The sequence below is a fragment of the Pontibacter amylolyticus genome, from assembly GCF_014638845.1.
GTDB classification, from domain to species: domain Bacteria; phylum Bacteroidota; class Bacteroidia; order Cytophagales; family Hymenobacteraceae; genus Pontibacter; species Pontibacter amylolyticus.
Map to the genome: position 1 here is coordinate 40,574 of NZ_BMFP01000004.1, position 24,823 is coordinate 65,396.

Consider the following 24,823-nt stretch of genomic DNA (forward strand, 5'->3'; position numbering starts at 1 on the left):
TCCATGCAACCCAAACGCGGCTAGAAAGGTATGTAGTTAAAATTTCTATATTTGCGTATAATTACGCGATTACGACTTTATCAATTACAAAATCAAGTCAAATGAGCGAGCAAACAGGTAAACAGTTGAGTAAAGAGGAAAAAGACGCCCGATTCGAGGCGGAGCTACTGCCTGTGCTGGATCCTCTGTACAATTTTGCCTACAGGCTCACCCTCGATGAAGATGATGCGAATGACCTGGTGCAGGAGACATACCTGAAGGCTTACCGCTTTTTCGACTACTTTGAGCAAGGAACTAATGCAAAAGCCTGGCTGTTCCGAATCCTGAAGAACTCTTTCATCAACGAGTTCCGGAAAAAGAGCAAACAGCCTGCCAAGGTAGACTACAGTGAGGTCGAGGGCTACTACAATTCGGACGACGTAGAAGGCGAGGGCGGCGTAGCCTCCACCACCGACATGCGCACCGAAAGTGTACAGGACCTGATTGGCGACGAGGTGGCCAGCGCCCTAAACGCATTGCCGGTTGACTTCAGGACCGTGATCATCCTTTGCGATCTTGAAGGCTTCACCTACGAGGAAATGGCTAAAATTCTGGATATACCGATCGGTACTGTGCGTTCCAGGTTGCACCGTGCCCGTAACTCTTTGAAAGAGAAGTTGGAAAAGTATGCGAAGAGCATGGGATATAACAGTTAGAATAACCTAAAGACTTTGAGTTAAGATGGAATCAAGATTTACAGCAACGCACCAGAAGCTTTCCGATGACGGTCATGAGTCGGAATGCGACAAGATTGTCAAGTTATTGGACCTGATGATTGATGGAGAAGCCTCCACAGAAGAACAGTCCTATTTCAATACCCATATCGAAGAGTGCGTTCCCTGCTTCGAAAGCCATCAAAAGCAAAAACTCCTCAAAGGGCTTGTATGTGGTCATCTTAAGCGCGTAATTGTGCCGGAAAGCTTAGCTTTGTCCATTAAAGCAAGGATTCAAGAAACTGTATAACCCCTGATGCAAGGAAAGATCATCATTTTTTCGGCTCCCTCCGGTGCCGGCAAAACTACTATTGTAAAGCACCTCTTACAGGTAAACCCATCGCTTGCCTTCTCTATTTCGGCCTGCACACGCGATAAGCGCGGCCGCACCGAGGAAAACGGAAAAGACTACTACTTCATAACACCGGAAGAATTTAAGCAGAAGATCGCCAACGACGAATTTGTGGAGTGGGAGGAGGTATACGAAGGCGCCTTCTACGGCACTTTGAAATCCGAAATAGAACGGATCTGGAGAAGTGGTAAACACGTGATACTGGACGTGGATGTAAAAGGAGGGCTAAGTATAAAGCATTTTTACAAAGAGAGAGCACTGGCGGTGTTCGTGAAGCCGCCCTCCATAGAGGAACTGGCCAAACGCCTGCAGGCCCGCAACACCGACTCGGCGTCCAGCATTTCAAGCCGCGTATTCAAGGCGGAGTTTGAGATGAAGTTTGAAGACCAGTTTGATAAGGTGATCGTGAACGACAACCTGGAACAGGCTTGTGCCAAGGCCGAAAAGCTGGTCAATGAGTTCCTGAACACTGAACCGGCTATCGTATGAAAGTAGGGCTGCTGTTCGGCTCCTTTAATCCCATCCACATCGGGCACCTGATACTGGCCAACTACATGGCCACCAATACGGACCTGGATGCAGTGTGGCTGGTGGTGTCGCCGCAGAATCCCTTCAAGCCAAGCAATACACTGCTGCACGAGTTCGACCGGTTGCACATGGTGTCGCTGGCCGTGGCCGACAACCCGGATCTTGGGGTGTCGAACATCGAGTTCAACATGCCCAAACCGAGCTATACCATCGACACGCTCACCTACCTGCAGGAAAAGTACCCAAGCTACGAGTTTGTGCTGATCATGGGGGAGGACAACCTGCCGCTCTTTCCGAAGTGGAAGAACTCAGAGAAGATACTGGAATACCACCGGGTATACGTATACCCGCGGTCCGGCTCCACGACCACTGAACTGCCTCCTCTGCCGAATGTGACCTTTGTTAAAGCCCCTGTGCTGGATATCTCAGCCACCTTTATCAGGCAGTGCATCAAAGAGGAGAAGTCTATCAAATACATGGTGCCCGACGAAGTCGCTGACTATATTAAAGTGCACAAGCTATACCTATAGTTCTTGATGAAGGAGTCTTTTGACAAAGGACAAAAGAATTGGAGTAACTAAAAAAAGAGAAGCGCTTTATGATGATCATAAAGCGCTTCTCTTTTTCAGGATATAGGATAAAGCCCTTTGTCTTATGTCCAGCAGTCTTTTGTCAAAAACTACACAGTCATAATCTCTGCTTCTTTCTTCGATAGCAACTCGTCAATCTTCACGATGTAGCTGTCGGTTATCTTCTGCACCTTGGCCTCCGCATCACGCACGGCATCTTCAGAAGTTCCTTCTTTCTGCAACTTGCGCAGTGAGTCGTTTACATCTTTGCGGATGTTGCGGATAGCGATCTTGCCACCTTCAGTCTCGTTTTTTGCCTGCTTTACCAAGTCACGGCGACGCTCTTCCGTAAGCGGAGGAATGTTCAGACGAACGCCGTCAGCCTCCACAAGAGGGTTCAGGTTCAGGTCGCTGTTCTTGATGGCCTTGCCTACTTCTGCCACCATCTGCTTTTCCCATGGCTTGATCATCAGGGTACGGGCGTCCGGCACCGTGATGTTAGCTACCTGGGAGATAGGCGTTGGAGTGCCGTAGTAATCTACGCGCAGGTCCTCTACCATGGCAGGTGATGCTTTGCCGGCTCTGATTTTGAGCAGCTCCGAGTTGGTGTGCTGTAATGCTTTCTGCATAGACTCCTCGGCTTCGCTGAGGTAAAACTGAATTTCTTCCGTCATATCAATTTTAGCTTAATAAGGTTCTTCGTGTTATCTGATATACTATGGTTTACTAATTTCTGTCAGTCGGTCTGGCGCTTTCCGTAACCTGGATCTTGTCAGCAGTTTCCTCTACCGATTCAACCAGGTCCTCCATGGTCACAAGCGTCCCTATTTTCTCGCCCTGTACCAGTCGCTTCAGGTTGCCTGCTGTGTTCATGTCAAACACGATGATGGGCAGATCGTTCTCCTTGCAAAGCGTAAAGGCGGTCATGTCCATTACGTTCAGCCCTTTCTCAAACACATCTTTGAAGGAAATGCTCGAGTAGAAGATCGCGTTAGGGTCTTTTTCCGGATCGGCTGAGTAAATGCCATCCACGCGGGTTCCTTTCAGCACGACATCCGCCTCAATCTCGATCGCGCGAAGACTAGCCGCTGAGTCGGTTGTGAAGTAGGGATTACCGGTGCCGGCACCGAAAATAACAACACGTCCTTTTTCAAGGTGACGTACGGCACGGCGACGGATATAAGGTTCGCATACCTGCTGAATGTTCAGGCCAGACAGCAGACGGGTATAGACACCCAGTTTCTCAAGGGCGCTCTGCAATGCCATGCTGTTAATAACAGTAGCCAGCATACCCATGTAGTCGCCCTGTACGCGGTCAAGTCCCACTTGCTCAGCCTGAACACCTCTGAAGATGTTGCCTCCACCGATCACAACTGCTACCTCAACGCCAAGTGCGGCTACTTCCTTAATCTCCTGCGAGTACTGCATCAGTCTGTCTGAATCAATGCCGTACTGCTGTTCTCCCATCAGCGCTTCGCCGCTTAACTTCAGCAATATTCTTTTATACTTCACGGTCGTTTTATTGTAATGTTAACGTTTATGGTGCTCATGCTGCTGAAAGGCAGTACATGCTGCCCATCCGGCAACACAAAAAAATTAAAATAGAATCAAAATCTGGTTTTTCTCCACGTTCTGCTTCACAGCTACCTTGATCTCCTTCACTACGCCGTCTCCGGGCGATTTGAGAATGTTTTCCATCTTCATGGCCTCCAGGATCATGATCGGATCTCCTTTTTTAACTTCCTGTCCGGGCTGCACTTTTATTTCGAGTATCAGACCAGGCATCGGGGCCTTCACATCGTTCACTTTCTGGGCATTGGCATTGCTCATGCCCAGCTTGTCGAGCAGCAGGTCGAAGCGGTCCTTTGCGCTCACGGTCTGCTTCACGCCGTTTATCTTGAAAGTGAATGTTTTGGCCTGATAGTCAGCCTCTACCAGCTCTGCGGTATACGACTTGTCGCCTTTTATGATGTGGTATCTGTTAGGTCCAAGAGGGGAAATGTCCCAGTTGAAAGGTGATCCATTAAGGAGAATAGCGTCTTTCTGAATATCAACCTGCCATGTCTTGTCGTTAGCGGTTTTGATCTGGAGCATCTTTATAAATCAGGTTTTGGAAGCTTAAAGATAATTGATTTATCAGAGTATTTTTAGAAATTGAGCTCAAAATTAAAACATTCCATCATGAATCATAGGTTTCTGAGCATAGTTGGCCTTGCTACCGCTATGGCTTTTACAGGCGGTTGCAGTGTGAATAAACAAACCAAGGCGACGGCTGTGGTTGAGCCAGTAGCAGGCAAACCAGCCCCGGTGGTTGCCGAGCCTCCTGTGTGGGCCCCCAAGAACCATGCGTTCAACCCATCCAAAACCAGGCTGCACGACCTGCTGCACACCAAATTGCGTGTCAGCTTTGACTGGGAGAAGCAGTACCTGCATGGCCTTGCGGAGCTGACCCTCAAGCCTTATTTCTATCCGCAGCGCCAGCTTGTGCTCGATGCCAAGGGCTTCGATATCCACAGCGTGAATCTGATGCAGGATGATGCTGAGGCGAAGGAGCTGCAGTATACCTACGATGGCATGAAGCTGACGATTGACCTGGGTAAGTCCTATACCCGAAACGATAAGTATACCCTGGAGATAGACTATACAGCCAAGCCGAATGAACTGGCGGTAGGCGGCAGCGATGCCATCACCCAGGACAAAGGCCTGTACTTCATCAACCCGAAAGGGGAGGAGTCTAACAAGCCGAGGCAGATCTGGACACAGGGCGAGACAGAAGCCAACTCCGCCTGGTTTCCTACCATTGACTCGCCCAACGAGCGCATGACGCAGGAAATTTACATCACGGTAGACCAGAAATATACCACGCTCTCCAACGGCACTTTCATCTACTCCCGCAAAAACGCAAATGGCACCAAGACCGATTACTGGAAAATGGAGCAGCCGCATGCGCCATACCTGACCATGATGGCGATAGGGGAGTATGCTGTGGTGAAAGACAAATGGCGCGACCTGGAAGTTGATTACTATGTAGAACCGGCCTACGAGAAAACTGCCAGAAAAATATTTGGCAACACACCCGAAATGATGGAGTTCTTTTCCAAGAAGCTAGGTGTAAATTACCCTTGGTCGAAGTATTCGCAGGTCGTCGTTCGCGACTTCGTGTCGGGGGCAATGGAAAACACGACCGCTTCCACTTTTATGGAGGACCTGCAGCTGAACGAGCGGGAACTGCTGGATAAGAATTGGGATGGCATTATCGCGCATGAGCTGTTCCACCATTGGTTTGGGAACTATGTCACCACCGAGTCATGGGCCAACCTGCCGCTTAACGAGGCCTTTGCCAATTACTCAGAGTACCTCTGGACCGAGCACAAGTATGGCGCCGACGAAGCCGCCCTCCACCATCTGGAGGAACTGGGCCAGTACCTTGACGAGTCCGAAACCAAACGCGAACCGCTGATCCGCTACCGCTACGCCGACCGCGAAGACATGTTCGACAGCCATTCATACGCCAAAGGGGGACGCGTGCTGCACATGCTGCGCAAATACGTAGGCGATGAGGCCTTCTTCGCCTCGCTCAACCGCTACCTCACCAAAAATAAACTCTCGGATGTGGAGGTGGCCGAATTGCGCATGGCCTTTGAAGACACCACCGGGGAAGACCTGATGTGGTTCTTTGACCAGTGGTTTATGCGCGCCGGCCATCCGGAACTGAAAGTAAACCATACCTATCAGAATGGTGCGCTCAAGCTGCAGGTATGGCAGCAGCAGGACACCCTTTACCAACCGGTATACAGGTTGCCTCTGAAAGTGGCCGTTTGGGAAAACGGGAAAAAAACCGAGCATAAGATTGAAATCACGAAAGCCAATCAGGTTTTCAAATTACAGGCAAGCACCGAGCCCCAGCTCGTGCTATTCGATAGCGAGCAGCAGCTACTCGGCACGGTGGAGCACGCGAAGACCACGGAAGAACTGGTTTTCCAATATAAAAATGCAAAGTCCCTGGCTCCAAGATTAGGAGCGTTAGAGGAACTGGGGCAGGAACTGAACCAGCAGGAGATGGTGAGTTTACTACAAGGCGCTTTGAAAGACAACTTCTGGGCAATTCGAAATCTGGCCCTGGACGTAGCAGGGCGTTTGCCGGCTAAGCATACCGAATCCCTGGAGCCGATCGTGCAGCGGATGGCAGAAAGCGATAAGAAAGGAGAGGTGAGAGCGGGTGCTATCATGCAACTGTCAGAGTGGGGTGAAGATGAATACACCGACCTGTATAAAACAGCGATGCGTGATAGTTCTTACAAGGTAGCGGCGGCGGGTATACTGAGCTATGCCATGACGGAGGCGCCGGATATTAATCAGCGCCTGGCTGCTTTTGAAAAAGAGACAAACGAAGAGATAGTACTGGCACTGGCATCCTACTATGCCGTGAAGGGAGGTCCGGGAAAATACGATTGGTTCATGAAGCAGCTGAAAAATGCCAAAGGGTCCGGGTTGTACTATCTGCTGCAAAGCTATGGGGCCTTTATGGCAGTGAACCCAGAAACCTATAAGCCAGAGGCGATCAACCTGCTTTCAGAAATGGCACAGGAACACTCCCTGTATTTTGTGCGCATGGCTGCCTTTCAGACACTTATGGTGCATTCTGAACGTCCCGAGATAGTAGAGTTGCTGAAGGAAATCAGAGCGAACGAGCAGGATAAAAGGCTATTGGAACTGTATAATCAAGTTTCGTTGTAATGCACCGATAAAAAAAAGTGAATTATTTTACAGAGAATATTTGACTGGAAAGAAAAAGCGCTTAATTTTGCATCTCCTTAGAACAGACAGCGGGCTGAAAAGCAGTTTTGAAGCACTAGGGAAGGGCTGGATAAGTCAGCCAGGTTAAATATTAGGGGAGATTCCAGAGCGGCCAAATGGGACGGACTGTAACTCCGTTGTAGTGATACTTCGCAGGTTCGAATCCTGCTCTCCCCACAATTAAGACCACGCATTTTAATGGTTTGCTGCATTAGAAGCGGGAGTAGCTCAGTTGGTAGAGCGATAGCCTTCCAAGCTATAGGCCGCGAGTTCGACCCTCGTCTCCCGCTCAAATAAGCAAACAGCGTGCTGCTTATCAAATATGGGTTGTCTGGTGAGGAATTTCATGAAGATGGATTTCCTTTTTAGTATAAACTCATTTTTACGATAAGTGATGGAAAAAGCCGACGTAGCTCAGGGGTAGAGTACTTCCTTGGTAAGGAAGGGGTCGTGGGTTCAATTCCCATCGTTGGCTCAAAGTCCGTTACGTGTATAATTAACGCAACATACTTAAACGTTTTAACCTTAATTTAATTATTATACAATGGCTAAAGAAACATTTGACCGTTCCAAACCGCACGTAAACATCGGTACTATCGGTCACGTTGACCACGGCAAAACAACTTTGACTGCTGCCATTACAACAGTTTTGGCTAATAAAGGTCTTGCTCAGCTTCGCGACTTCTCTTCTATTGATAACGCTCCAGAAGAAAAAGAAAGAGGTATTACAATCAATACTTCTCACGTAGAGTACGCAACTGAGAACCGTCACTATGCTCACGTTGACTGCCCAGGTCACGCTGACTACGTGAAGAACATGGTTACTGGTGCTGCCCAGATGGACGGTGCTATCCTTGTGGTTGCTGCAACTGACGGCCCAATGCCACAGACGCGTGAGCACATCCTTCTTGCCCGTCAGGTAGGTGTACCTCAGCTGGTAGTATTCATGAACAAAGTGGACATGGTGGACGATCCAGAGCTTCTTGAGCTTGTTGAGATGGAAATCCGTGAGCTTCTTTCTTTCTATGACTTCGACGGTGACAACATTCCGGTTATCCAGGGTTCTGCTCTTGGTGGACTGAATGGCGACGCGAAATGGGTTGCTACTATCGAAGAACTGATGGCTGCTGTAGATAGCTGGATTCCGATCCCTGCTCGTTTGACTGACCTTCCATTCTTGATGCCAGTAGAGGACGTGTTCTCAATCACTGGTCGTGGTACTGTAGCTACAGGCCGTATCGAGCGTGGTGTAATCAACTCAGGTGAAGCAGTAGAGATCCTGGGTATGGGTGCTGAGAACCTTAAGTCAGTAGTAACTGGTGTTGAGATGTTCCGCAAGATCCTTGACAGAGGTGAAGCTGGTGACAACGTAGGTCTTCTTCTCCGTGGTATTGAGAAAACTGATATCCGTCGTGGTATGGTTATCTGTAAGCCAGGTTCTGTGAAGCCTCACACGAAATTCAAGGCTGAGGTTTACGTTCTTTCTAAAGAAGAAGGTGGTCGTCACACGCCATTCTTCAACAAGTACCGTCCACAGTTCTATTTCAGAACGACAGACGTTACTGGAGAGATCATGCTGCCAGAAGGTGTAGAAATGGTTATGCCAGGTGATAACATCACTATTGACGTGACGTTGATCAACGCTGTGGCGATGGAGAAAGGCCTTCGTTTCGCTATCCGTGAGGGTGGTAGAACAGTAGGTGCCGGTCAGGTAACTGAAATCATTGCCTAAATAATATTAAACAAGCCCGTTTCTGGAATCTTTTTCGGGAACGGGTTTGTTTTTAATATTCTTTTAAATAAATTTGCACTCCAATTAAAATTGGTGTGCATTTTTTTACGGGTGTAGCTCAATTGGTAGAGTAGTGGTCTCCAAAACCATTGGCTGGGAGTTCGAGTCTCTCCACCCGTGCAATATTAAATTTATTAAAGCGAAGGCGATGAGCAAAGTAAAAGGCTACATAGACGAGACAGTGGAGGAAATGAAAAACAAAGTTTCATGGCCTGCATATTCTGAATTACAGAATAGTTCTGTATTGGTGTTGATCGGGTCTTTGATATTTGCTCTGGTTGTTGGAGCTATGGATTTTGTTTTTGACTCTACGTTGTCTTGGTTTTACAACCAGTTTTAATCTAGGTCTATGGCTGATTTAAAATGGTATGTGGTTCGCGCAGTTAGCGGACAGGAGAAAAAGGCAAAGGCGTACCTTGAAAACGAAGTTGTAAGGCAAAATCTTAGCGAGTACGTTCCCCAGGTACTCATACCAGCCGAAAAGGTGTATGAGATGCGGGGTGGGAAGAAAAAGATCCGAGAGAGAAACTTTTTCCCGGGTTATGTCCTTGTACAAGCTGATCTTTCGCATGGTGAAGCTGAGCACATCATCATCAGTACACCAGGCGTTATCGGTTTCCTCGGATCAAACGAGGGAGGCCAGAATAAAAAGCCGGTTCCACTGCGCCAGACAGAAGTAAACAGAATACTGGGTACTGTTGACGAGGCAGAAGAGCAGGCCGAAGTATTGGATACTCCATTCTTAGTTGGAGAAATGGTGAAAGTGATGGACGGTCCTTTCAGTGGATTCTCAGGTACTGTGGAGGAAGTGTTCGAAGAACGTAAGAAACTCAATGTTATGGTGAAAATATTCGGCCGTAACACACCAGTTGAGTTGAATTACATGCAGGTAGAAAAAGAATCGTAGTAAATACAAATAATGGCAAAGGAAATAAAAGGTTACCTGAAACTTCAGGTAAAGGGAGGTGCCGCGAACCCATCGCCACCGATTGGACCTGCACTTGGTTCTAAAGGTCTTAACATCATGGAGTTCTGTAAGCAGTTTAATGCTAGAACACAGGATAAGCCAGGACAAGTGTTACCAGTGTTGATTACAATATACGCAGATAAGTCTTTTGACTTCGTTATTAAGACGCCACCTGCTCCTGTATTGTTAATGGATGCTGCTAAGATTAAGGGAGGTTCTAAAGAGCCTAACCGTAACAAAGTGGGTTCAGTTACATGGGATCAGGTAAGAGAGATTGCAGAGCTGAAAATGCCTGACTTAAATGCTTTCAAACTGGAGGCCGCCATGAAAATGGTTGCTGGTACAGCAAGAAGCATGGGCATAACAGTGTCTGGAAACGCTCCGTGGAACGAATAATTAGAGTTAAAGGATAATGGCGAAGATTTCAAAGAACAGGAAAGCAGCTTTAGAGAAGGCTGACCTGACAAAAGAGTATTCTTTAACAGATGCGGCTTCAGTAGTAAAAGATATCACTTTTACCAAGTTTGATGCCTCTGTTGATATTGATGTACGCTTAGGCGTTGACCCTCGCAAAGCCGACCAGATGGTTCGTGGTATCGTTACCCTTCCGCATGGCACCGGTAAAGACGTAAAAGTACTGGCATTGGTAACGCCTGACAAAGAGCAGGAAGCCAAAGATGCAGGAGCTGACTTCGTAGGTCTGGATGATTATATCCAAAAGATTGAAAAAGGCTGGACAGATGTAGATGTGATCATCACGATGCCTGCTGTAATGGCTAAAGTTGGCCGTTTAGGTAGAATTCTGGGTCCTCGTAACCTGATGCCAAACCCTAAGTCTGGTACAGTTACACAAGACGTTGCTAAAGCAGTAAAAGAAGTAAAAGCTGGTAAGATCGACTTTAAAGTTGACAAGTATGGTATCATCCATACGAGCGTTGGCAAAGTTTCCTTCTCTCCAGAGCAGCTAGCTGCTAACGCCGCTGAAGTGATTGCTACACTGAACCGCCTGAAGCCATCTTCAGCAAAGGGTACTTACATTAAGAGCATAACATTGTCTAGCACAATGAGCCCGGCCGTAATCGTTGACAAGAACGCAACTATCTAAGAACATGACCAGGGAAGAAAAAGAGATAATTGTTAAAGACCTGAGCGAGAAGTTAGCGAACACTAACTATTTCTATATCACAGATGCGTCTACCATGAGCGTAGCCGGCATCAACCAGTTCAGGAGAATGGCCTTCGAAAGAGGCCTGGAGTACAAAGTTTACAAAAACACTTTCATTAAGAAAGCATTGGATACCCTGGAGGCGGACACTACCTCTCTGGAAGAAGTACTGAAAGGTTCCTCTGGTATCGTGTTTTCTGCTGAATCAGGAAATGCTCCTGGTAAGCTGCTGAAAGACTTCAGAAAGAAAGGCAATGCACTTCCACTGTTGAAGGGTGCCTATATTGATGGCGGTATTTATGTTGGTGAGAACCAGCTTGACACACTTGCCAGCATCAAGTCTAAGAACGAGCTTATCGGCGATATCATTGGCTTGCTTCAGTCTCCAGCTAAGAATGTTGTTTCCGCTCTTCAGAGCAGCGGCGGCAAACTAGCCGGTATCCTGAAAACCCTATCTGAAAAAGAATAATTTAAAAACGTAATCAATAAGTAACTTTTAATTTCAATAAAATGGCAGATTTGAAAGCATTCGCTGAGCAGTTAGTAAACTTAACTGTGAAAGAGGTTAATGAACTAGCTACAATTCTTAAGGATGAGTATGGTATCGAGCCAGCTGCTGCTGCTCCAGTTATGATGGCTGGTGGTGGTGCTGCTGAAGGAGGAGCTGCTGCAGAAGAAAAAACTTCTTTTGACGTAATCCTTAAGTCAGCTGGTGCATCTAAGCTTGCAGTTGTTAAGCTTGTAAAAGAATTGACTGGTCTTGGCCTGAAAGAAGCTAAAGAATTGGTAGACGGCGCTCCTAAGCCTTTGAAAGAAGGCGTAGACAAGAACGAAGCTGAATCACTGAAGAAATCTTTGGAAGAAGCTGGTGCTGAAGTAGAGGTTAAATAATCTCACTTACCAACATACCGACAACAGGTAGACCTGGCAGTTTCGTCAGGTCTTTTCCTGTTTGTATATGGATTCAAATTTGAATCCTTTTTTTGCCCGTAACCAATTCCATGGTTATGTGCTGGAATCATATTGTAAACGTTAAAATTCCATGGCTTTGGCTAAGAATAAAACGACAGAGCGAATCAATTTTGCCTCGATTAATCCGGTAATCGACTATCCTGACTTCCTAGATGTTCAGCTACAGTCGTTTCAGGATTTCTTTCAGCTGGAAACTCCGGCCGAAAACAGGGCACAGGAAGGACTGTTCAAGGTGTTTGCCGAGAACTTCCCAATTTCTGATTCTCGGGAAAACTTTGTTCTCGAATTTATCGACTATCATATAGATCCTCCGAAATACTCAGTAGATGAGTGTATTGACCGGGGACTTACTTATTCGGTTCCACTTAAGGCAAAGCTCCGTCTGATTTGTAACGATGAGGACAACGAGGACTTTGAAACAATTGAGCAGGAAGTGTTCTTGGGTAACATCCCATACATGACCGAGAAAGGCTCATTTGTGATCAATGGTGCTGAGCGTGTGATTGTATCCCAGTTGCACAGATCTCCGGGTGTATTCTTTGCCCAAAGCAAGCATACAAACGGCACCAAACTCTATTCTGCCAGAATTATCCCTTTTAAAGGTTCTTGGGTTGAGTTTGCTACAGACGTGAACAACGTGATGTACGCTTACATCGACCGTAAGAAGAAATTCCCTGTAACTACCTTGCTTCGTGCAATCGGCTACGGAACAGATAAGGACATCCTTGATCTGTTTGGTCTTTCGGAAGAGTTGCCGGCAACGAAGGCAAATCTGAAGAATGCCATCGGCAGGAAACTGGCTGCCCGTGTGCTTCGCACATGGACAGAAGACTTCGTGGATGAGGATACAGGTGAAGTGGTTTCAATTGACCGTAACGAGGTGCTGTTAGAACGAGACTCTGAAATATCACAGGATGATATCGATGTTATCGTTAGCTCCGGTACGAAGTCTATCATCCTTCACCGCGAGAATGTAAACATCGCAGACTACGCTATTATCTATAACACGCTTCAGAAAGATAACTCAAACTCTGAGAAAGAGGCGGTTGAGCAGATCTATCGTCAGCTCCGTAACACGGAAGCACCGGATGAGGAAACTGCGCGTGATATCATTCAGAAGCTGTTCTTCTCTGATAAGCGTTACGATCTTGGTGAAGTTGGTCGTTACAGAATTAACAAGAAGCTTGGTCTTGACACAAACTGGGATGCGAAGGTGCTCACGAACGAGGACATTGTCCTGATCGTGAAATACCTGATCGGTTTGATCAACTCCAGGGCTGTAGTGGATGATATTGACCACTTGAGCAACCGCCGTGTAAGAACGGTAGGCGAGCAGCTTTACGCGCAGTTTGGTGTTGGTCTTGCCCGTATGGCAAGAACCATCAAGGAGCGTATGAACGTGCGTGACAACGAAGACTTCAAGCCAGTTGACCTGATCAACGCGCGTACGCTTTCTTCTGTGATCAACTCGTTCTTCGGAACAAACCAGTTGTCTCAGTTCATGGACCAGACCAACCCTTTGGCAGAAGTGACGCACAAGCGTCGTGTGTCTGCACTGGGGCCAGGCGGTCTGTCAAGAGAGCGTGCCGGTTTCGAGGTGCGTGACGTGCACTATACCCACTATGGACGTCTGTGTACAATTGAAACACCGGAAGGTCCGAACATTGGTCTGATATCTTCTCTGTGCGTACACGCTCGCGTGAACCACATGGGCTTCATCGAGACGCCTTACCGTAAGGTAAATGAAGGTATAGTAGAGATGGACGGCACTGTTGAATACCTGACCGCCGAAGAAGAGGATACCCACCACATCGCACAGGCTAACGCCATTATCGACGATAAGGGTAACTTTATTAATGATAGAGTGAAAGGTAGATTTGAAGGTGACTTCCCTGTGGAAGAACCTAGCACCTATACCTATATGGACGTTGCTCCGAACCAGATCGTATCGGTTGCGGCCTCGTTGATTCCGTTCCTGGAGCACGATGACGCCAACCGTGCCCTGATGGGTTCAAACATGCAACGCCAGGCCGTTCCACTCTTGAAGGCGGAAGCCCCAATTGTAGGCACCGGTCTGGAAAGAAGAGCAGCTATTGACTCGAGAGCACTCGTTATCGCTGAAGGTGACGGTGTGATTGACTTTGTAGATGCCAACAAGATTGTAGTAAAATACGATCTGACAGAAGAGGAGAAGTTGGTTGCTTTTGATGCGGAGTATATCACATACAACCTGATCAAGTTCAGAAGAACCAACCAGGATACCTGCATTAACCTGACACCGATCGTTTATACTGGTCAGCGCGTAACGAAGGGCCAGCCGCTTTGCGAAGGTTATGCCACTAACAACGGTGAACTGGCAATCGGCCGTAACATGCAGGTGGCGTTTATGCCATGGCAGGGATACAACTTCGAGGATGCTATTGTTATCTCTGAAAAAGTAGTAAGAGACGATATCTTCACTTCTATCCACATCGAGGAGTTCGAGCTGGAAGTTCGGGAGACGAAGCGTGGGGAAGAAGAACTTACTTCTGAGATTCCGAACGTGAGCGAGGAAGCCGTGAAGAACCTGGACGAGAACGGTATCATCCGCATCGGTGCTGAGGTTCGAGAAGGCGATATCCTGATCGGTAAGATCACACCAAAAGGTGAGACCGACCCGACTCCGGAAGAAAAACTGCTGCGTGCGATCTTCGGTGACAAAGCCGGTGACGTGAAGGATGCCTCGCTTAAGGCGCCGCCATCACTGAACGGTGTAGTAATCGAGACCAAACTTTTCTCCAGACCTAAGAAAGACAAAAACCTGCGGGCTAAGTCTAAAAAAGAGGTTGAAGAGCTGAAAGTAAAATACTCGAAGGATCTGAATGTTATCAAGAACGTGATGGTTGATAAACTGGTAGCTTTGCTGGAAGGCAAAACGTCTCAGGGCATCAAGCACAAGTTCGGCGACGAGATCCTGACGAAAGGAGTGAAGTTCACCAGAAAGAACATCATTGAGGCCCTGTTCCCGGAGAAGAATCCATATAAGGACGAAAGTAACTATGCGGTTCCGGAAGAAGTGAACATGTTCAAGGATCTGATTCTGGAAAACTGGACTGCCGACGAGAAGACCAACAGCATGCTGGTGGAGCTTGTGAAGAATTACAACAAGCGCCGCAACATCACTTCTGCACACTTCAAGCGTGAGCGTTTCACACTGGAGGTAGGAGATGAATTGCCAGCAGGTATCGTGCAGCTGGCCAAGGTATACATCGCGAAGAAGCGCAAGCTGAAAGTAGGTGATAAGATGGCCGGTCGTCACGGTAACAAAGGTGTGGTAGCCCGTATCGTGCGTGAAGAGGATATGCCATTCCTGGAAACAGGTGAACCAATGGATATCGTGCTGAACCCACTGGGTGTACCTTCAAGGATGAACATCGGTCAGATCTATGAAACCGTGCTTGGCTGGGCTGGCAAGAAACTGGGTAGAACTTATGCTACTCCGATCTTCGACGGCGCCACTGAAGACCAGGTACAGGCCGAACTGAAAGAGGCAGGTCTGCCAAGCTTCGGTCGTACATACCTGTACGATGGTTTGTCAGGCGACCGTTTCGACCAGCCGGTAACAGTGGGTGTGATTTACATGCTGAAATTGGGTCACTTGGTTGACGATAAGATGCACGCCCGTTCTATCGGTCCATACTCTCTGATTACACAGCAGCCATTGGGTGGTAAAGCCCAGTTCGGTGGTCAGCGTTTCGGTGAGATGGAAGTGTGGGCGCTTGAGGCATTCGGTGCTTCGAACGTACTGCAGGAAATTCTTACAGTGAAATCTGATGACGTGATCGGCCGTGCGAAAGCCTACGAGGCAATCGTGAAAGGTGACGTGTTGCCAAAACCAAATATCCCGGAATCATTCAACGTACTGATTCACGAGTTAAGAGGTCTGGCGCTCGAGATCACCTTAGAGTAGTAAAGTATAAGCTGAGCGCCCTGGCAAAAGCCGGGGCGCTTGGCGCACTTTATACAAACTAGCTGTGAGGCATATTCATTGTATCGACATTATTGTAATAATATGGCATTTGCAAAAAACAAAAAGCTAACTCAGGACTTCTCCAAAGTAACGATAAGCCTGGCCTCTCCAGAGTCGATTCTAGAGAGATCAAATGGCGAGGTTACAAAGCCTGAGACAATCAACTATAGAACCTATAAGCCTGAAATGGGTGGTCTGTTCTGCGAAAGAATATTCGGACCCGTAAAGGACTGGGAATGCCACTGCGGAAAGTATAAGAGAATCAGGTATAAAGGTATCATCTGCGACCGTTGCGGTGTGGAGGTTACTGAAAAGAAAGTGCGTCGTGAGCGTATGGGCCACATTGAGCTGGTAGTTCCGGTAGCGCACATCTGGTACTTTAAATCCCTTCCGAATAAGATAGGTTATCTGCTGGGCTTGCCTACTAAGAAGCTCGACCAGATTATCTATTATGAAAGATATGTAGTGATCCAGCCAGGTATTTTGGCAGAGGACGGTGTAAACACACTCGACTTCCTGACAGAAGATGAGTACCTGGATATGATCGACAAGCTCCCGCGTGAGAACCAGATGTTGGATAACAACGATCCAAACAAGTTCATCGCGAAAATGGGTGCAGAGTCACTGCAAATGCTGTTGGAGCGCACGAACCTGGATGACCTGTCATACGAGCTTCGTCACGCGGCCGCACACGAAACGTCGCAGCAGCGTAAGGCTGAGGCCTTGAAGCGTCTTCGTGTAGTAGAGGCATTCCGTGATGCAACTACCAGAATCGAAAACAGACCTGAGTGGATGATCATCCGCATGGTACCTGTTATTCCGCCAGAGCTTCGTCCGCTTGTTCCGTTGGATGGTGGCCGTTTCGCTACATCGGATTTGAACGACCTATACCGTCGTGTTATCATCCGTAACAACCGTCTGAAGCGTCTGATCGAGATCAAGGCTCCTGAAGTAATCCTTCGTAACGAGAAGCGTATGCTCCAGGAAGCGGTTGACTCCCTGTTCGACAACTCACGTAAAGTGAACGCTGTTCGTGCAGAAGGTAACCGTGCGCTGAAGTCACTTTCTGACATGCTGAAAGGTAAGCAGGGACGTTTCCGTCAGAACTTGCTTGGTAAGCGTGTGGACTACTCCGGCCGTTCGGTAATTGTGGTTGGTCCTGAACTGAAGCTGCATGAGTGCGGTCTGCCTAAGAATATGGCAGCTGAGCTCTTCAAGCCGTTCATCATCCGCAAGCTGATCGAAAGAGGCATCGTGAAGACGGTTAAGTCAGCTAAGAAAATAGTAGACCGTAAGGACCCTGTAGTTTGGGATATCCTGGAAAACGTGCTGAAAGGCCACCCAGTTCTCCTCAACCGTGCTCCTACGCTCCACAGATTAGGTATACAGGCCTTCCAGCCAAAACTGATCGAGGGTAAGGCGATTCAGCTGCACCCACTGGTGTGTACGGCATTCAACGCCGACTTTGACGGTGACCAGATGGCGGTGCACGTTCCACTGGGACCTGCTGCTGTATTGGAAGCCTCTATGCTGATGCTGGCTTCGCACAACATCCTGAACCCTGCGAATGGTGCTCCAATTGCAGTACCTTCTCAGGACATGGTACTTGGTCTTTACTATGTATCGAAAGGAAAGCGTAGCACAGAAAACGAAAATATACCTGGTGAAGGTATGAGCTTCTACTCTGCGGAGGAAGTAATCATTGCCATCAACGAAGGGCGTCTATCTAAGCAGGCGTATATCAAAGTAAGAGCAAAGGTTAAGAACGAAAAAGGTGAACTCGAGACAAAACTGATCGAGACGGTTGCCGGCCGCGTTATCTTCAACCAGTTTGTTCCGGAAGAAGTGGGATACATTGATGAACTGTTGACGAAGAAGAAACTTCAGCAGATCATCTCCAGAGTGTTCAAAGAGACGGGTATGGCCCGTACCGCCCATTTCCTGGACGATATTAAAACACTAGGATTCCAGTCTGCTTACAAAGGTGGTCTGTCCATGGGTCTGGGTGATATCCAGATTCCAGCAGAAAAAGACATCCTGGTAGCTCAGGCCAAGAAAGATGTAGATGCTGTATGGCAGAACTACTCGATGGGTCTGATCACTGATAACGAGCGTTACAACCAGGTAATTGATATCTGGACCCGTATCAACAACCAGATCACGGAGACGTTGATGCGCCGTCTGGAGAATGACGACCAGGGCTTTAACTCGATCTTCATGATGATGCACTCCGGTGCACGTGGTTCGAGAGAGCAGATCCGTCAGTTGGGAGGTATGCGTGGTCTGATGGCGAAGCCTCAGAAATCATTGCAGGGCTCAGTAGGTGAGATTATCGAGAACCCGATCCTTTCAAACTTTAAGGAAGGTCTGGATGTAATCGAGTACTTCATTTCAACGCACGGTGCCCGTAAAGGTCTTGCTGATACGGCCCTTAAAACTGCAGACGCTGGTTACCTGACTCGACGTTTGGTGGACGTGTCGCAGGACGTGATAGTGAACGAAGAAGACTGCGGTACGCTGAGAGGTCTGGAAGTGAGTGCACTGAAAGACAACGAAGATATCGTAGAATCGCTTTCTGAGCGTATCCTGGGACGTGTGACGGTACACGATGTATACGATCCAATCACTAATGACCTGATCGTAGAGTCTGGTTCAGAAGTGACAGAAGAGGTAGCACGTGCTATTGAGAACACAGCGATTGAGACTGTAGAGATCCGTTCCGTGTTGACTTGCGAGTCGAAGCGTGGTATCTGTGCCAAGTGCTACGGCCGTAACCTGGCAACAGGCTTTATGGTGCAGAAGGGCGAGGCTGTAGGCGTAATCGCAGCACAGTCCATCGGTGAGCCAGGTACACAGCTGACACTCCGTACATTCCACGTAGGTGGTACGGCTTCTAACATCGCGGTAGATGCCATGATCCGTGCGAAATTCGCTGGTAGAGTTGAGTTCGAAGATGTTCGCACGATCGACACCATCAACAACGAGGGTGAGCCAGTGAAAGTAGTAATGGGACGCTCAGGTGAGATTAAGATAGTTGATCCGGCTACCGGGAAAATGCTTATCAGTAACCACGTGCCTTACGGTTCATTCATTACAGTAAATGAAGGCCAGGAAGTTGAGAAAAATGATCAACTGTGTATATGGGATCCATACAACGCGGTTATTCTTTCGGAGTTTGACGGTGAGATTGCTTACGAGTCGATCATTGAAGGTATAACTTACCGTGAGGAATCAGATGAGCAGACAGGCTACCGTGAGAAGGTGATTATCGATACAAAAGATAAGACACAGAACCCTGCTATTATCGTGAACCCGAAGAGTGGCGAGTCAAAAGGCTACAACATTCCGGTGGGCGCTCACTTAACAGTAGAGAACGGCGAGAAAATTAAAGCTGGTCAGATTCTGGTGAAAATTCCACGTGCGATCGGCAAAACAAGGGACATCACAGGTGGTCTTCCACGCGTGACGGAACTGTTCGAGGCGCGTAACCCATCTAACCCAGCCGTAGTGTCTGAGATCGACGGTGTAGTGACCTATGGTAGTGTGAAGCGTGGTAACCGTGAAATCTACATCGAGTCGAAAGAAGGCGTGAAGAAGAAATACATGGTGCCGCTTTCCAAGCACATCCTTGTACAGGACAATGACTTCGTTCGTGCCGGTATGCCGCTGTCAGATGGCGCCATTACGCCAACCGACATCCTGAATATTCAGGGTCCTGGCGCTGTGCAGGAGTACCTGGTAAATGAGATTCAGGAGGTATACCGTCTGCAGGGTGTGAAGATCAACGACAAGCACATTGAGGTGGTAGTACGCCAGATGATGCAGAAGGTGGTGATCATTGACGCAGGCGATACGAGCTTCCTGGAGCATCAGGTAGTGGACAAGATCAACTTCATGGAAGAGAACGACCGCATCATTGACATGAAAGTGGTAGAAGATGCAGGAGACTCTTCGAGCATGAAGCCTGGCCAGATCGTGACGGCAAGAAGATTGCGTGACGAGAACTCCAGCCTGAAGCGAAGAGACTTAAAACTGGTTACGGTGCGTGATGCATCGCCAGCCGTTTCGCGTCCAACGTTGCAAGGTATAACCCAGGCTTCTTTGGGTACACAGAGCTTTATATCGGCCGCATCGTTCCAGGAGACTACGAAGGTACTGAGCGAAGCAGCAATCAAAGGTAAAGCGGACGAACTGCTAGGTCTGAAGGAAAACGTGATCGTTGGTCACTTGATTCCGGCCGGTACAGGTCTTCGCGAATACCAGAACCTGATTGTTGGAAGCCAGGAAGAATACGATTCATTAGTAGAATCAAAAAAATCTGGAGTGGGAACCCGCGCCAAGCAGCAGGAACTTCAGAATAACAGATAAACAGGTATGGCAGAGGAACTAAAAAATCAGAATCAAATCAACATCGAGCTTTCGGAAGAGATAGCGGAAGGGGAATACGCCAATCTGGCGATGATTGCCCATTCAAGTGGGGAGTTTGTGATTGATTTTATACGACTGATGCCAGGATTGCCTAAAGCAAAAGTTAAATCCAGAATCGTTATCACGCCGGAGCACGCCAAAAGATTATTGGCTGCTCTGGCCGATAACATTCAAAAGTTTGAAAGCAGCTTTGGGGAAATTAAGCCGGCAAAAGATGCACCTTCCTTCCCGATGAACTTCGGAGGAACAGTGGGCGAAGCCTAAGGTGCTAATAATTAGTGGATTAAAATTTTGAAATTGCAAGGCGATTTTCATACCTTTGCAGACCAAATTTTAGAGTGAAAAATATCTTATAATTAACAAATTATAAATGCCTACTATACAGCAATTAGTAAGAAAGGGTAGAGAGAAACTGACTTATAATTCTAAGTCTCCTGCCTTAGACTCATGCCCACAACGTCGTGGCGTATGCACAAGAGTGTACACAACCACTCCTAAGAAGCCAAACTCAGCTATGCGTAAGGTAGCCAGGGTAAGACTTACAAACGGCAAGGAAGTGAACGCTTACATCCCTGGTGAGGGCCACAACCTTCAGGAGCACTCTATTGTGCTGATCAGAGGCGGTAGAGTAAAAGACCTTCCAGGTGTTCGTTATCACATCGTACGTGGTGCGCTGGATACTGCCGGTGTAAACGGCCGTCTGCAGTCGCGTTCTAAGTACGGTGCTAAAAGACCTAAGCCAGGACAGCCAGCTGCTGCCGCAGGTAAGGGTGGTAAGAAAAAATAATTGATAGAGTTATAATATAATGAGAAAAGCAAAGCCTAAAAGTAGAGTTCTCCTTCCAGATCCAAAGTTCAAAGAGACCCTGGTAACACGTTTCGTAAACTATCTGATGGAAGATGGTAAGAAAAGTATTGCTTATGGTATCTTCTATGATGCTGTAGAATTAGTAGAGCAAAGAACGAAGGAGAACGGCCTTGAGACTTGGAAAAAAGCATTGAACAATGTGATGCCAAGTGTAGAGGTAAAGAGCCGCCGTGTAGGTGGTGCTACTTTCCAAGTGCCGACTGAGGTTCGTCCGGACCGCAGAGTATCTCTTGGTATCAAGTGGATGATTTCTTACGCTCGTAGAAGAGGTGAGAAGACAATGAAAGACAAATTGGCTGGCGAGATAATCGCAGCTGCAAAAGGTGAAGGTGCTGCCGTGAAGAAGAAAGACGACACGCACAGAATGGCCGAGGCAAACAAAGCATTCTCACACTTTAGATTTTAATTAATGGCAAGAGACTTAAAATACACACGCAATATTGGTATTGCCGCTCACATCGATGCTGGTAAAACCACTACAACAGAGCGTATACTTTACTATACAGGTAAATCTCACAAGTTAGGTGAGACGCACGAAGGGTCAGCTACAACTGACTGGATGGAGCAGGAGCAGGAGCGTGGTATCACAATTACGTCTGCAGCTGTGACAGTAAACTGGCCATACAGAGGTAACGACTATCACATTAACATCATCGATACACCTGGTCACGTGGACTTTACTGTAGAAGTAAACCGCTCACTTCGTGTACTGGATGGTCTGGTATTCCTTTTCAGTGCTGTTGACGGTGTGGAGCCTCAGTCTGAGACAAACTGGAGACTTGCTGACAACTATAAAGTAGCTCGTCTTGGTTTCGTAAACAAAATGGACCGCTCTGGAGCAGATTTCCTTGCTGTATGTAAGCAGGTGAAAGAAATGCTGGGTAGCAATGCCGTAGCGCTGCAGTTGCCAATTGGTGCGGAAGATGACTTCAAAGGTGTAGTAGACCTGGTGAACTTCAAAGCCATTGTTTGGAACACAGAAGATAAAGGCATGACCTTTACTGAAGTTCCGATTCCAGATGATATGATGGAAGAGGCTGAAGAGTATAGAGAGAAGCTTCTGGAAGCAGTAGCAGAGTACGATGAGTCTTTGATGGAGAAATACTTCGAAGATCCAAACTCAATTACTGAGGCCGAGATTCTTGCTGCCCTTCGCGCTGCTACAATTGACATGGCTATCGTGCCAATGCTTTGTGGCTCATCTTTCAAGAACAAAGGTGTGCAGACAATGCTTGACTATGTGATGGCATTGCTTCCATCACCAATGGATAAGGAAAGTATTATTGGTACAAATCCTGATACAGGTGAGGAAGTAGCCAGAAAGCCATCTGCAAGTGAGCCGTTTGCTGGTCTTGCATTCAAAATCGCTACCGACCCTTACGTAGGTCGTCTGTGCTTTGTACGTGCTTATTCAGGTGTGCTAGAGGCGGGATCTTATGTGTTTAACTCCCGCTCAAACAACAAAGAACGTATATCTCGTATTTTCCAGATGCATGCTAACAAGCAGAACCAGATCGAGAGACTGGAGGCTGGAGATATCGCTGCAGTAGTAGGTTTCAAAGACATCAAAACAGGTGATACGCTTTGCGAGCAAGGCGCGAAAATCGTTCTTGAGTCAATGGATTTCCCTGAGCCAGTTATCGGATACGCTATTGAGCCTAAAACACAGGCTGACTCTGATAAAATGGGTATGGCCATTGCCAAGCTTGTTGAAGAGGATCCAACGCTTCAGGTTAATACTGATGAGGAAACTGGTCAGACCATCCTGAGAGGTATGGGGGAACTCCACTTGGAGATCATCATTGACCGTATGAAGCGTGAGTTCAAAGTAGAATTGAACCAGGGTGCTCCACAGGTTGCTTACAAAGAAACCATCACAAAATCTGTAGAACACAGAGAAGTATTCAAGAAGCAGTCAGGTGGTCGTGGTAAGTTCGCCGATATCGTGTTCACGATGGGACCACGTGAGGATGGCAAACAAGGACTGGAGTTCGAAAACGCAATTGTGGGTGGTGTAATTCCAAGAGAATTCATCCCGGCAATTCAGAAAGGTTTCGAAGAAGCAATGAAGAATGGTATTCTGGCAGGCTTCCCAATCGATTCCATGAAAGTTCGTCTTTTCCACGGTTCATTCCACGACGTTGACTCCGACTCACTTTCTTTTGAACTGGCTGCACGTCAGGGCTTCAAAGAAGCGGGTAAGCAGTGTGCTCCTAAACTGCTTGAGCCAATCATGGCAGTTGATGTGGTAACTCCTGACGAATACACAGGTCCTGTGACTGGTGACTTGAACAGAAGAAGAGGCATCATGAAGGGTATGGATACGAAAGGAACGTCAACAGTAGTAAAAGCGGACGTTCCGCTTTCAGAACTGTTCGGTTACGTAACTGACCTCCGTACCATTACTTCAGGTAGAGCAACTGCTTCTCTTACTTTCTCTCACTATGAGCAAGTACCACAAAACCTGGCCGATGGCATCATTGCTAAATTAAAAGGAACTGCAGCTAAATAGTAGTAAAAGATAATGAATCAGAAAATTAGAATTAAACTCAAGTCTTACGACCACAACCTGGTAGACAAGTCTTCAGAGAAGATTGTAAAGGCTGTAAAGGCTACTGGTGCAATCGTAAGCGGTCCTATTCCTCTTCCAACAGAGAAGGACAAATTCACTGTACTACGTTCACCACACGTTAACAAGAAGTCAAGAGAGCAGTTCCAGCTTTGCACCTACAAGCGACTGGTTGATATCTACTCTACTAGCTCTAAAACAGTTGACGCCCTAATGAAGCTGGAGCTTCCAAGTGGTGTAGATGTTGAGATCAAAGTTTGATACGATCACACATGATAAGGAAAAGAGAACCTTCGGGTTCTCTTTTTTTATGTGCTGATTAATAATATTTTAGACAAATGTTGTTAAAGAATTTTAAAATTCATTAACTTTGCACTCCCTTAGCAAAAGCTGAGGGGTGAAATTATAATATCCATCTTTTAAAAAAACAAGTTGAATGCCTGGAATTATCGGTAAAAAAATCGGAATGACAAGCCTCTTCACAGCAGATGGTAAATACACGCCAGTTACGCTTATTCAAGCAGGCCCATGTGTAGTTACTCAGGTGAAGACGGTTGAGACTGATGGCTACGCAGCTGTACAGCTTGGCTACGGTGACAAAAAGCTTAAGAGAGTAACGAAAGCGGAAGCCGGCCACTACAAGAAAGCTAATACGTCAGCTAAGAAAAAAGTTGCTGAATTCGATACAGAAGGAGTGTCACTGAATCTGGGAGATACAGTTGATGTGAATCTGTTCGAAGAAGGAGAATTTATTGACGTGGTTGGCACATCAAAAGGCAAGGGTTTCCAAGGTGTTGTAAAACGCCATAACTTTGCCGGTGTTGGTGGTCAGACGCACGGTCAGCACAACAGAGCAAGACACCCTGGTTCAATTGGTGCATGCTCTTGGCCTTCAAGAGTATTTAAAGGAATGCGCATGGCCGGCCGTATGGGCGGAAACCGTGTGAAAATCCAAAACCTGACGGTAGTGCGTGTTATCGCAGACAAAAATCTGTTAGTAGTTAGTGGCTCTGTTCCAGGTGCCAAAAATTCTTACGTGTTAATTGAGAAATAAA

The 24,823-nt window shown here is 47.3% G+C and carries 23 protein-coding genes and 4 tRNA genes; 24 read left to right on the forward strand and 3 right to left on the reverse strand.

What is annotated here, in order from left to right; all coding sequences use genetic code 11:
• Positions 1-101 precede the first annotated feature (101 nt).
• Genes IEV97_RS10720 through nadD form a run of 4 tightly spaced genes read left to right on the forward strand, consistent with a single transcriptional unit; the run spans position 102 to position 2,162 of the window.
• Positions 102-695, forward strand: coding sequence for a sigma-70 family RNA polymerase sigma factor (locus IEV97_RS10720; protein ID WP_007653448.1), 594 nt, complete (start codon positions 102-104; stop codon positions 693-695).
• Between the two features lie 25 nt (positions 696-720).
• Entirely contained in the window at positions 721-1,002 is a 282-nt protein-coding gene (locus IEV97_RS10725; protein ID WP_188501531.1) for a zf-HC2 domain-containing protein, read from the forward strand.
• Positions 1,003-1,008: 6 nt separating this feature from the next.
• Positions 1,009-1,593, forward strand: a complete 585-nt coding sequence (gene gmk, locus IEV97_RS10730) for a guanylate kinase (RefSeq protein WP_188501532.1) — start codon at positions 1,009-1,011, stop codon at positions 1,591-1,593.
• Positions 1,590-2,162, forward strand: a complete 573-nt coding sequence (nadD, locus tag IEV97_RS10735) for a nicotinate (nicotinamide) nucleotide adenylyltransferase (protein ID WP_188501533.1) — start codon at positions 1,590-1,592, stop codon at positions 2,160-2,162. Before gmk ends, nadD begins: the two co-directional genes overlap by 4 nt.
• 149 nt (positions 2,163-2,311) lie before the next feature.
• Here the strand turns inward: nadD and frr are convergent, their stop codons facing one another.
• The 3 genes from frr to IEV97_RS10750 form a co-directional block, all read right to left on the reverse strand.
• A complete protein-coding gene (gene frr / locus IEV97_RS10740) occupies positions 2,312-2,875 on the reverse strand; it encodes a ribosome recycling factor (RefSeq protein WP_188501534.1) in 564 nt (187 codons plus the stop codon).
• Positions 2,876-2,927: 52 nt separating this feature from the next.
• On the reverse strand, positions 2,928-3,713 hold the full coding sequence (pyrH, locus tag IEV97_RS10745) for a UMP kinase (protein WP_188501535.1): 786 nt from the start codon (positions 3,711-3,713) through the stop codon (positions 2,928-2,930).
• Between the two features lie 84 nt (positions 3,714-3,797).
• Positions 3,798-4,295 carry an acyl-CoA carboxylase biotin carboxyl carrier protein subunit gene (locus IEV97_RS10750; RefSeq protein WP_188501536.1) on the reverse strand — a complete coding sequence of 166 codons (498 nt, stop codon included), beginning with the start codon at positions 4,293-4,295 and terminating at the stop codon, positions 3,798-3,800.
• Between the two features lie 87 nt (positions 4,296-4,382).
• Here IEV97_RS10750 and IEV97_RS10755 point away from each other — a divergent pair, with 87 nt between their 5' ends.
• The 20 genes from IEV97_RS10755 (at position 4,383) to rplC (ending at position 24,822) form a co-directional block, all read left to right on the forward strand.
• Positions 4,383-6,938, forward strand: coding sequence for a M1 family aminopeptidase (locus IEV97_RS10755; RefSeq protein ID WP_188501537.1), 2,556 nt, complete (start codon positions 4,383-4,385; stop codon positions 6,936-6,938).
• 154 nt (positions 6,939-7,092) lie between these two features.
• Positions 7,093-7,175 (forward strand) — tRNA-Tyr (locus IEV97_RS10760).
• A 40-nt stretch (positions 7,176-7,215) separates the two neighbouring features.
• Positions 7,216-7,288, forward strand: a tRNA-Gly gene (locus IEV97_RS10765).
• Between the two features lie 113 nt (positions 7,289-7,401).
• Positions 7,402-7,473: transfer RNA gene (locus tag IEV97_RS10770), tRNA-Thr, on the forward strand.
• A 69-nt stretch (positions 7,474-7,542) separates the two neighbouring features.
• Positions 7,543-8,730: an elongation factor Tu gene (gene tuf, locus IEV97_RS10775; protein WP_188501538.1), complete on the forward strand. Its 1,188-nt coding sequence runs from the start codon at positions 7,543-7,545 to the stop codon at positions 8,728-8,730.
• A gap of 107 nt (positions 8,731-8,837) precedes the next feature.
• Positions 8,838-8,910: transfer RNA gene (locus IEV97_RS10780), tRNA-Trp, on the forward strand.
• Positions 8,911-8,938: 28 nt separating this feature from the next.
• Positions 8,939-9,130, forward strand: coding sequence for a preprotein translocase subunit SecE (gene secE / locus IEV97_RS10785; protein ID WP_188501539.1), 192 nt, complete (start codon positions 8,939-8,941; stop codon positions 9,128-9,130).
• Positions 9,131-9,139: 9 nt separating this feature from the next.
• Positions 9,140-9,697, forward strand: a complete 558-nt coding sequence (gene nusG / locus IEV97_RS10790; protein ID WP_188501540.1) for a transcription termination/antitermination protein NusG — start codon at positions 9,140-9,142, stop codon at positions 9,695-9,697.
• Positions 9,698-9,709: 12 nt separating this feature from the next.
• Positions 9,710-10,153, forward strand: coding sequence for a 50S ribosomal protein L11 (gene rplK / locus IEV97_RS10795; protein ID WP_007654322.1), 444 nt, complete (start codon positions 9,710-9,712; stop codon positions 10,151-10,153).
• A 16-nt stretch (positions 10,154-10,169) separates the two neighbouring features.
• The gene (gene rplA, locus IEV97_RS10800) at positions 10,170-10,862 is read left to right on the forward strand and encodes a 50S ribosomal protein L1 (RefSeq protein ID WP_007654321.1); all 693 of its coding nucleotides are present in this window, start codon (positions 10,170-10,172) and stop codon (positions 10,860-10,862) included.
• 4 nt (positions 10,863-10,866) lie between these two features.
• Entirely contained in the window at positions 10,867-11,391 is a 525-nt protein-coding gene (gene rplJ, locus IEV97_RS10805) for a 50S ribosomal protein L10 (protein WP_188501541.1), read from the forward strand.
• 41 nt (positions 11,392-11,432) lie between these two features.
• Positions 11,433-11,813, forward strand: a complete 381-nt coding sequence (rplL, locus tag IEV97_RS10810) for a 50S ribosomal protein L7/L12 (RefSeq protein ID WP_007654319.1) — start codon at positions 11,433-11,435, stop codon at positions 11,811-11,813.
• A gap of 151 nt (positions 11,814-11,964) precedes the next feature.
• Positions 11,965-15,843 (forward strand): DNA-directed RNA polymerase subunit beta, encoded by a 3,879-nt coding sequence (rpoB, locus tag IEV97_RS10815; RefSeq protein WP_188501542.1) that lies wholly within the window; start codon positions 11,965-11,967, stop codon positions 15,841-15,843.
• A gap of 102 nt (positions 15,844-15,945) precedes the next feature.
• The gene (gene rpoC / locus IEV97_RS10820; protein ID WP_188501543.1) at positions 15,946-20,271 is read left to right on the forward strand and encodes a DNA-directed RNA polymerase subunit beta'; all 4,326 of its coding nucleotides are present in this window, start codon (positions 15,946-15,948) and stop codon (positions 20,269-20,271) included.
• Positions 20,272-20,277: 6 nt separating this feature from the next.
• Positions 20,278-20,595, forward strand: a complete 318-nt coding sequence (locus tag IEV97_RS10825) for a DUF3467 domain-containing protein (RefSeq protein WP_188501544.1) — start codon at positions 20,278-20,280, stop codon at positions 20,593-20,595.
• 106 nt (positions 20,596-20,701) lie between these two features.
• Entirely contained in the window at positions 20,702-21,118 is a 417-nt protein-coding gene (gene rpsL / locus IEV97_RS10830) for a 30S ribosomal protein S12 (protein WP_076669251.1), read from the forward strand.
• Positions 21,119-21,137: 19 nt separating this feature from the next.
• Positions 21,138-21,605: a 30S ribosomal protein S7 gene (gene rpsG, locus IEV97_RS10835; RefSeq protein WP_076669252.1), complete on the forward strand. Its 468-nt coding sequence runs from the start codon at positions 21,138-21,140 to the stop codon at positions 21,603-21,605.
• 3 nt (positions 21,606-21,608) lie between these two features.
• On the forward strand, positions 21,609-23,711 hold the full coding sequence (gene fusA, locus IEV97_RS10840) for an elongation factor G (protein ID WP_188501545.1): 2,103 nt from the start codon (positions 21,609-21,611) through the stop codon (positions 23,709-23,711).
• A gap of 12 nt (positions 23,712-23,723) precedes the next feature.
• Positions 23,724-24,029 (forward strand): 30S ribosomal protein S10, encoded by a 306-nt coding sequence (gene rpsJ / locus IEV97_RS10845; RefSeq protein WP_007654312.1) that lies wholly within the window; start codon positions 23,724-23,726, stop codon positions 24,027-24,029.
• Between the two features lie 175 nt (positions 24,030-24,204).
• Positions 24,205-24,822: a 50S ribosomal protein L3 gene (rplC, locus tag IEV97_RS10850; protein ID WP_116541568.1), complete on the forward strand. Its 618-nt coding sequence runs from the start codon at positions 24,205-24,207 to the stop codon at positions 24,820-24,822.
• The last annotated feature ends 1 nt before the right edge of the window (position 24,823 follow it).

Coding starts and splice junctions, on each gene's coding strand:
- rpoB (WP_188501542.1), top strand. CDS start 11,965: ATGGCTTTGGCTAAGAATAAAACGACAGAGCGAATCAATTTTGCCTCG.
- IEV97_RS10720 (WP_007653448.1), top strand. CDS start 102: ATGAGCGAGCAAACAGGTAAACAGTTGAGTAAAGAGGAAAAAGACGCC.
- IEV97_RS10725 (WP_188501531.1), top strand. CDS start 721: ATGGAATCAAGATTTACAGCAACGCACCAGAAGCTTTCCGATGACGGT.
- IEV97_RS10755 (WP_188501537.1), top strand. CDS start 4,383: ATGAATCATAGGTTTCTGAGCATAGTTGGCCTTGCTACCGCTATGGCT.
- IEV97_RS10750 (WP_188501536.1), bottom strand. CDS start 4,295: ATGCTCCAGATCAAAACCGCTAACGACAAGACATGGCAGGTTGATATT.
- frr (WP_188501534.1), bottom strand. CDS start 2,875: ATGACGGAAGAAATTCAGTTTTACCTCAGCGAAGCCGAGGAGTCTATG.
- rplA (WP_007654321.1), top strand. CDS start 10,170: ATGGCGAAGATTTCAAAGAACAGGAAAGCAGCTTTAGAGAAGGCTGAC.
- rplK (WP_007654322.1), top strand. CDS start 9,710: ATGGCAAAGGAAATAAAAGGTTACCTGAAACTTCAGGTAAAGGGAGGT.
- fusA (WP_188501545.1), top strand. CDS start 21,609: ATGGCAAGAGACTTAAAATACACACGCAATATTGGTATTGCCGCTCAC.
- secE (WP_188501539.1), top strand. CDS start 8,939: ATGAGCAAAGTAAAAGGCTACATAGACGAGACAGTGGAGGAAATGAAA.
- rpsG (WP_076669252.1), top strand. CDS start 21,138: ATGAGAAAAGCAAAGCCTAAAAGTAGAGTTCTCCTTCCAGATCCAAAG.
- tuf (WP_188501538.1), top strand. CDS start 7,543: ATGGCTAAAGAAACATTTGACCGTTCCAAACCGCACGTAAACATCGGT.
- gmk (WP_188501532.1), top strand. CDS start 1,009: ATGCAAGGAAAGATCATCATTTTTTCGGCTCCCTCCGGTGCCGGCAAA.
- nadD (WP_188501533.1), top strand. CDS start 1,590: ATGAAAGTAGGGCTGCTGTTCGGCTCCTTTAATCCCATCCACATCGGG.
- nusG (WP_188501540.1), top strand. CDS start 9,140: ATGGCTGATTTAAAATGGTATGTGGTTCGCGCAGTTAGCGGACAGGAG.
- rpsJ (WP_007654312.1), top strand. CDS start 23,724: ATGAATCAGAAAATTAGAATTAAACTCAAGTCTTACGACCACAACCTG.
- rplL (WP_007654319.1), top strand. CDS start 11,433: ATGGCAGATTTGAAAGCATTCGCTGAGCAGTTAGTAAACTTAACTGTG.
- rpoC (WP_188501543.1), top strand. CDS start 15,946: ATGGCATTTGCAAAAAACAAAAAGCTAACTCAGGACTTCTCCAAAGTA.
- rplC (WP_116541568.1), top strand. CDS start 24,205: ATGCCTGGAATTATCGGTAAAAAAATCGGAATGACAAGCCTCTTCACA.
- IEV97_RS10825 (WP_188501544.1), top strand. CDS start 20,278: ATGGCAGAGGAACTAAAAAATCAGAATCAAATCAACATCGAGCTTTCG.
- rplJ (WP_188501541.1), top strand. CDS start 10,867: ATGACCAGGGAAGAAAAAGAGATAATTGTTAAAGACCTGAGCGAGAAG.
- rpsL (WP_076669251.1), top strand. CDS start 20,702: ATGCCTACTATACAGCAATTAGTAAGAAAGGGTAGAGAGAAACTGACT.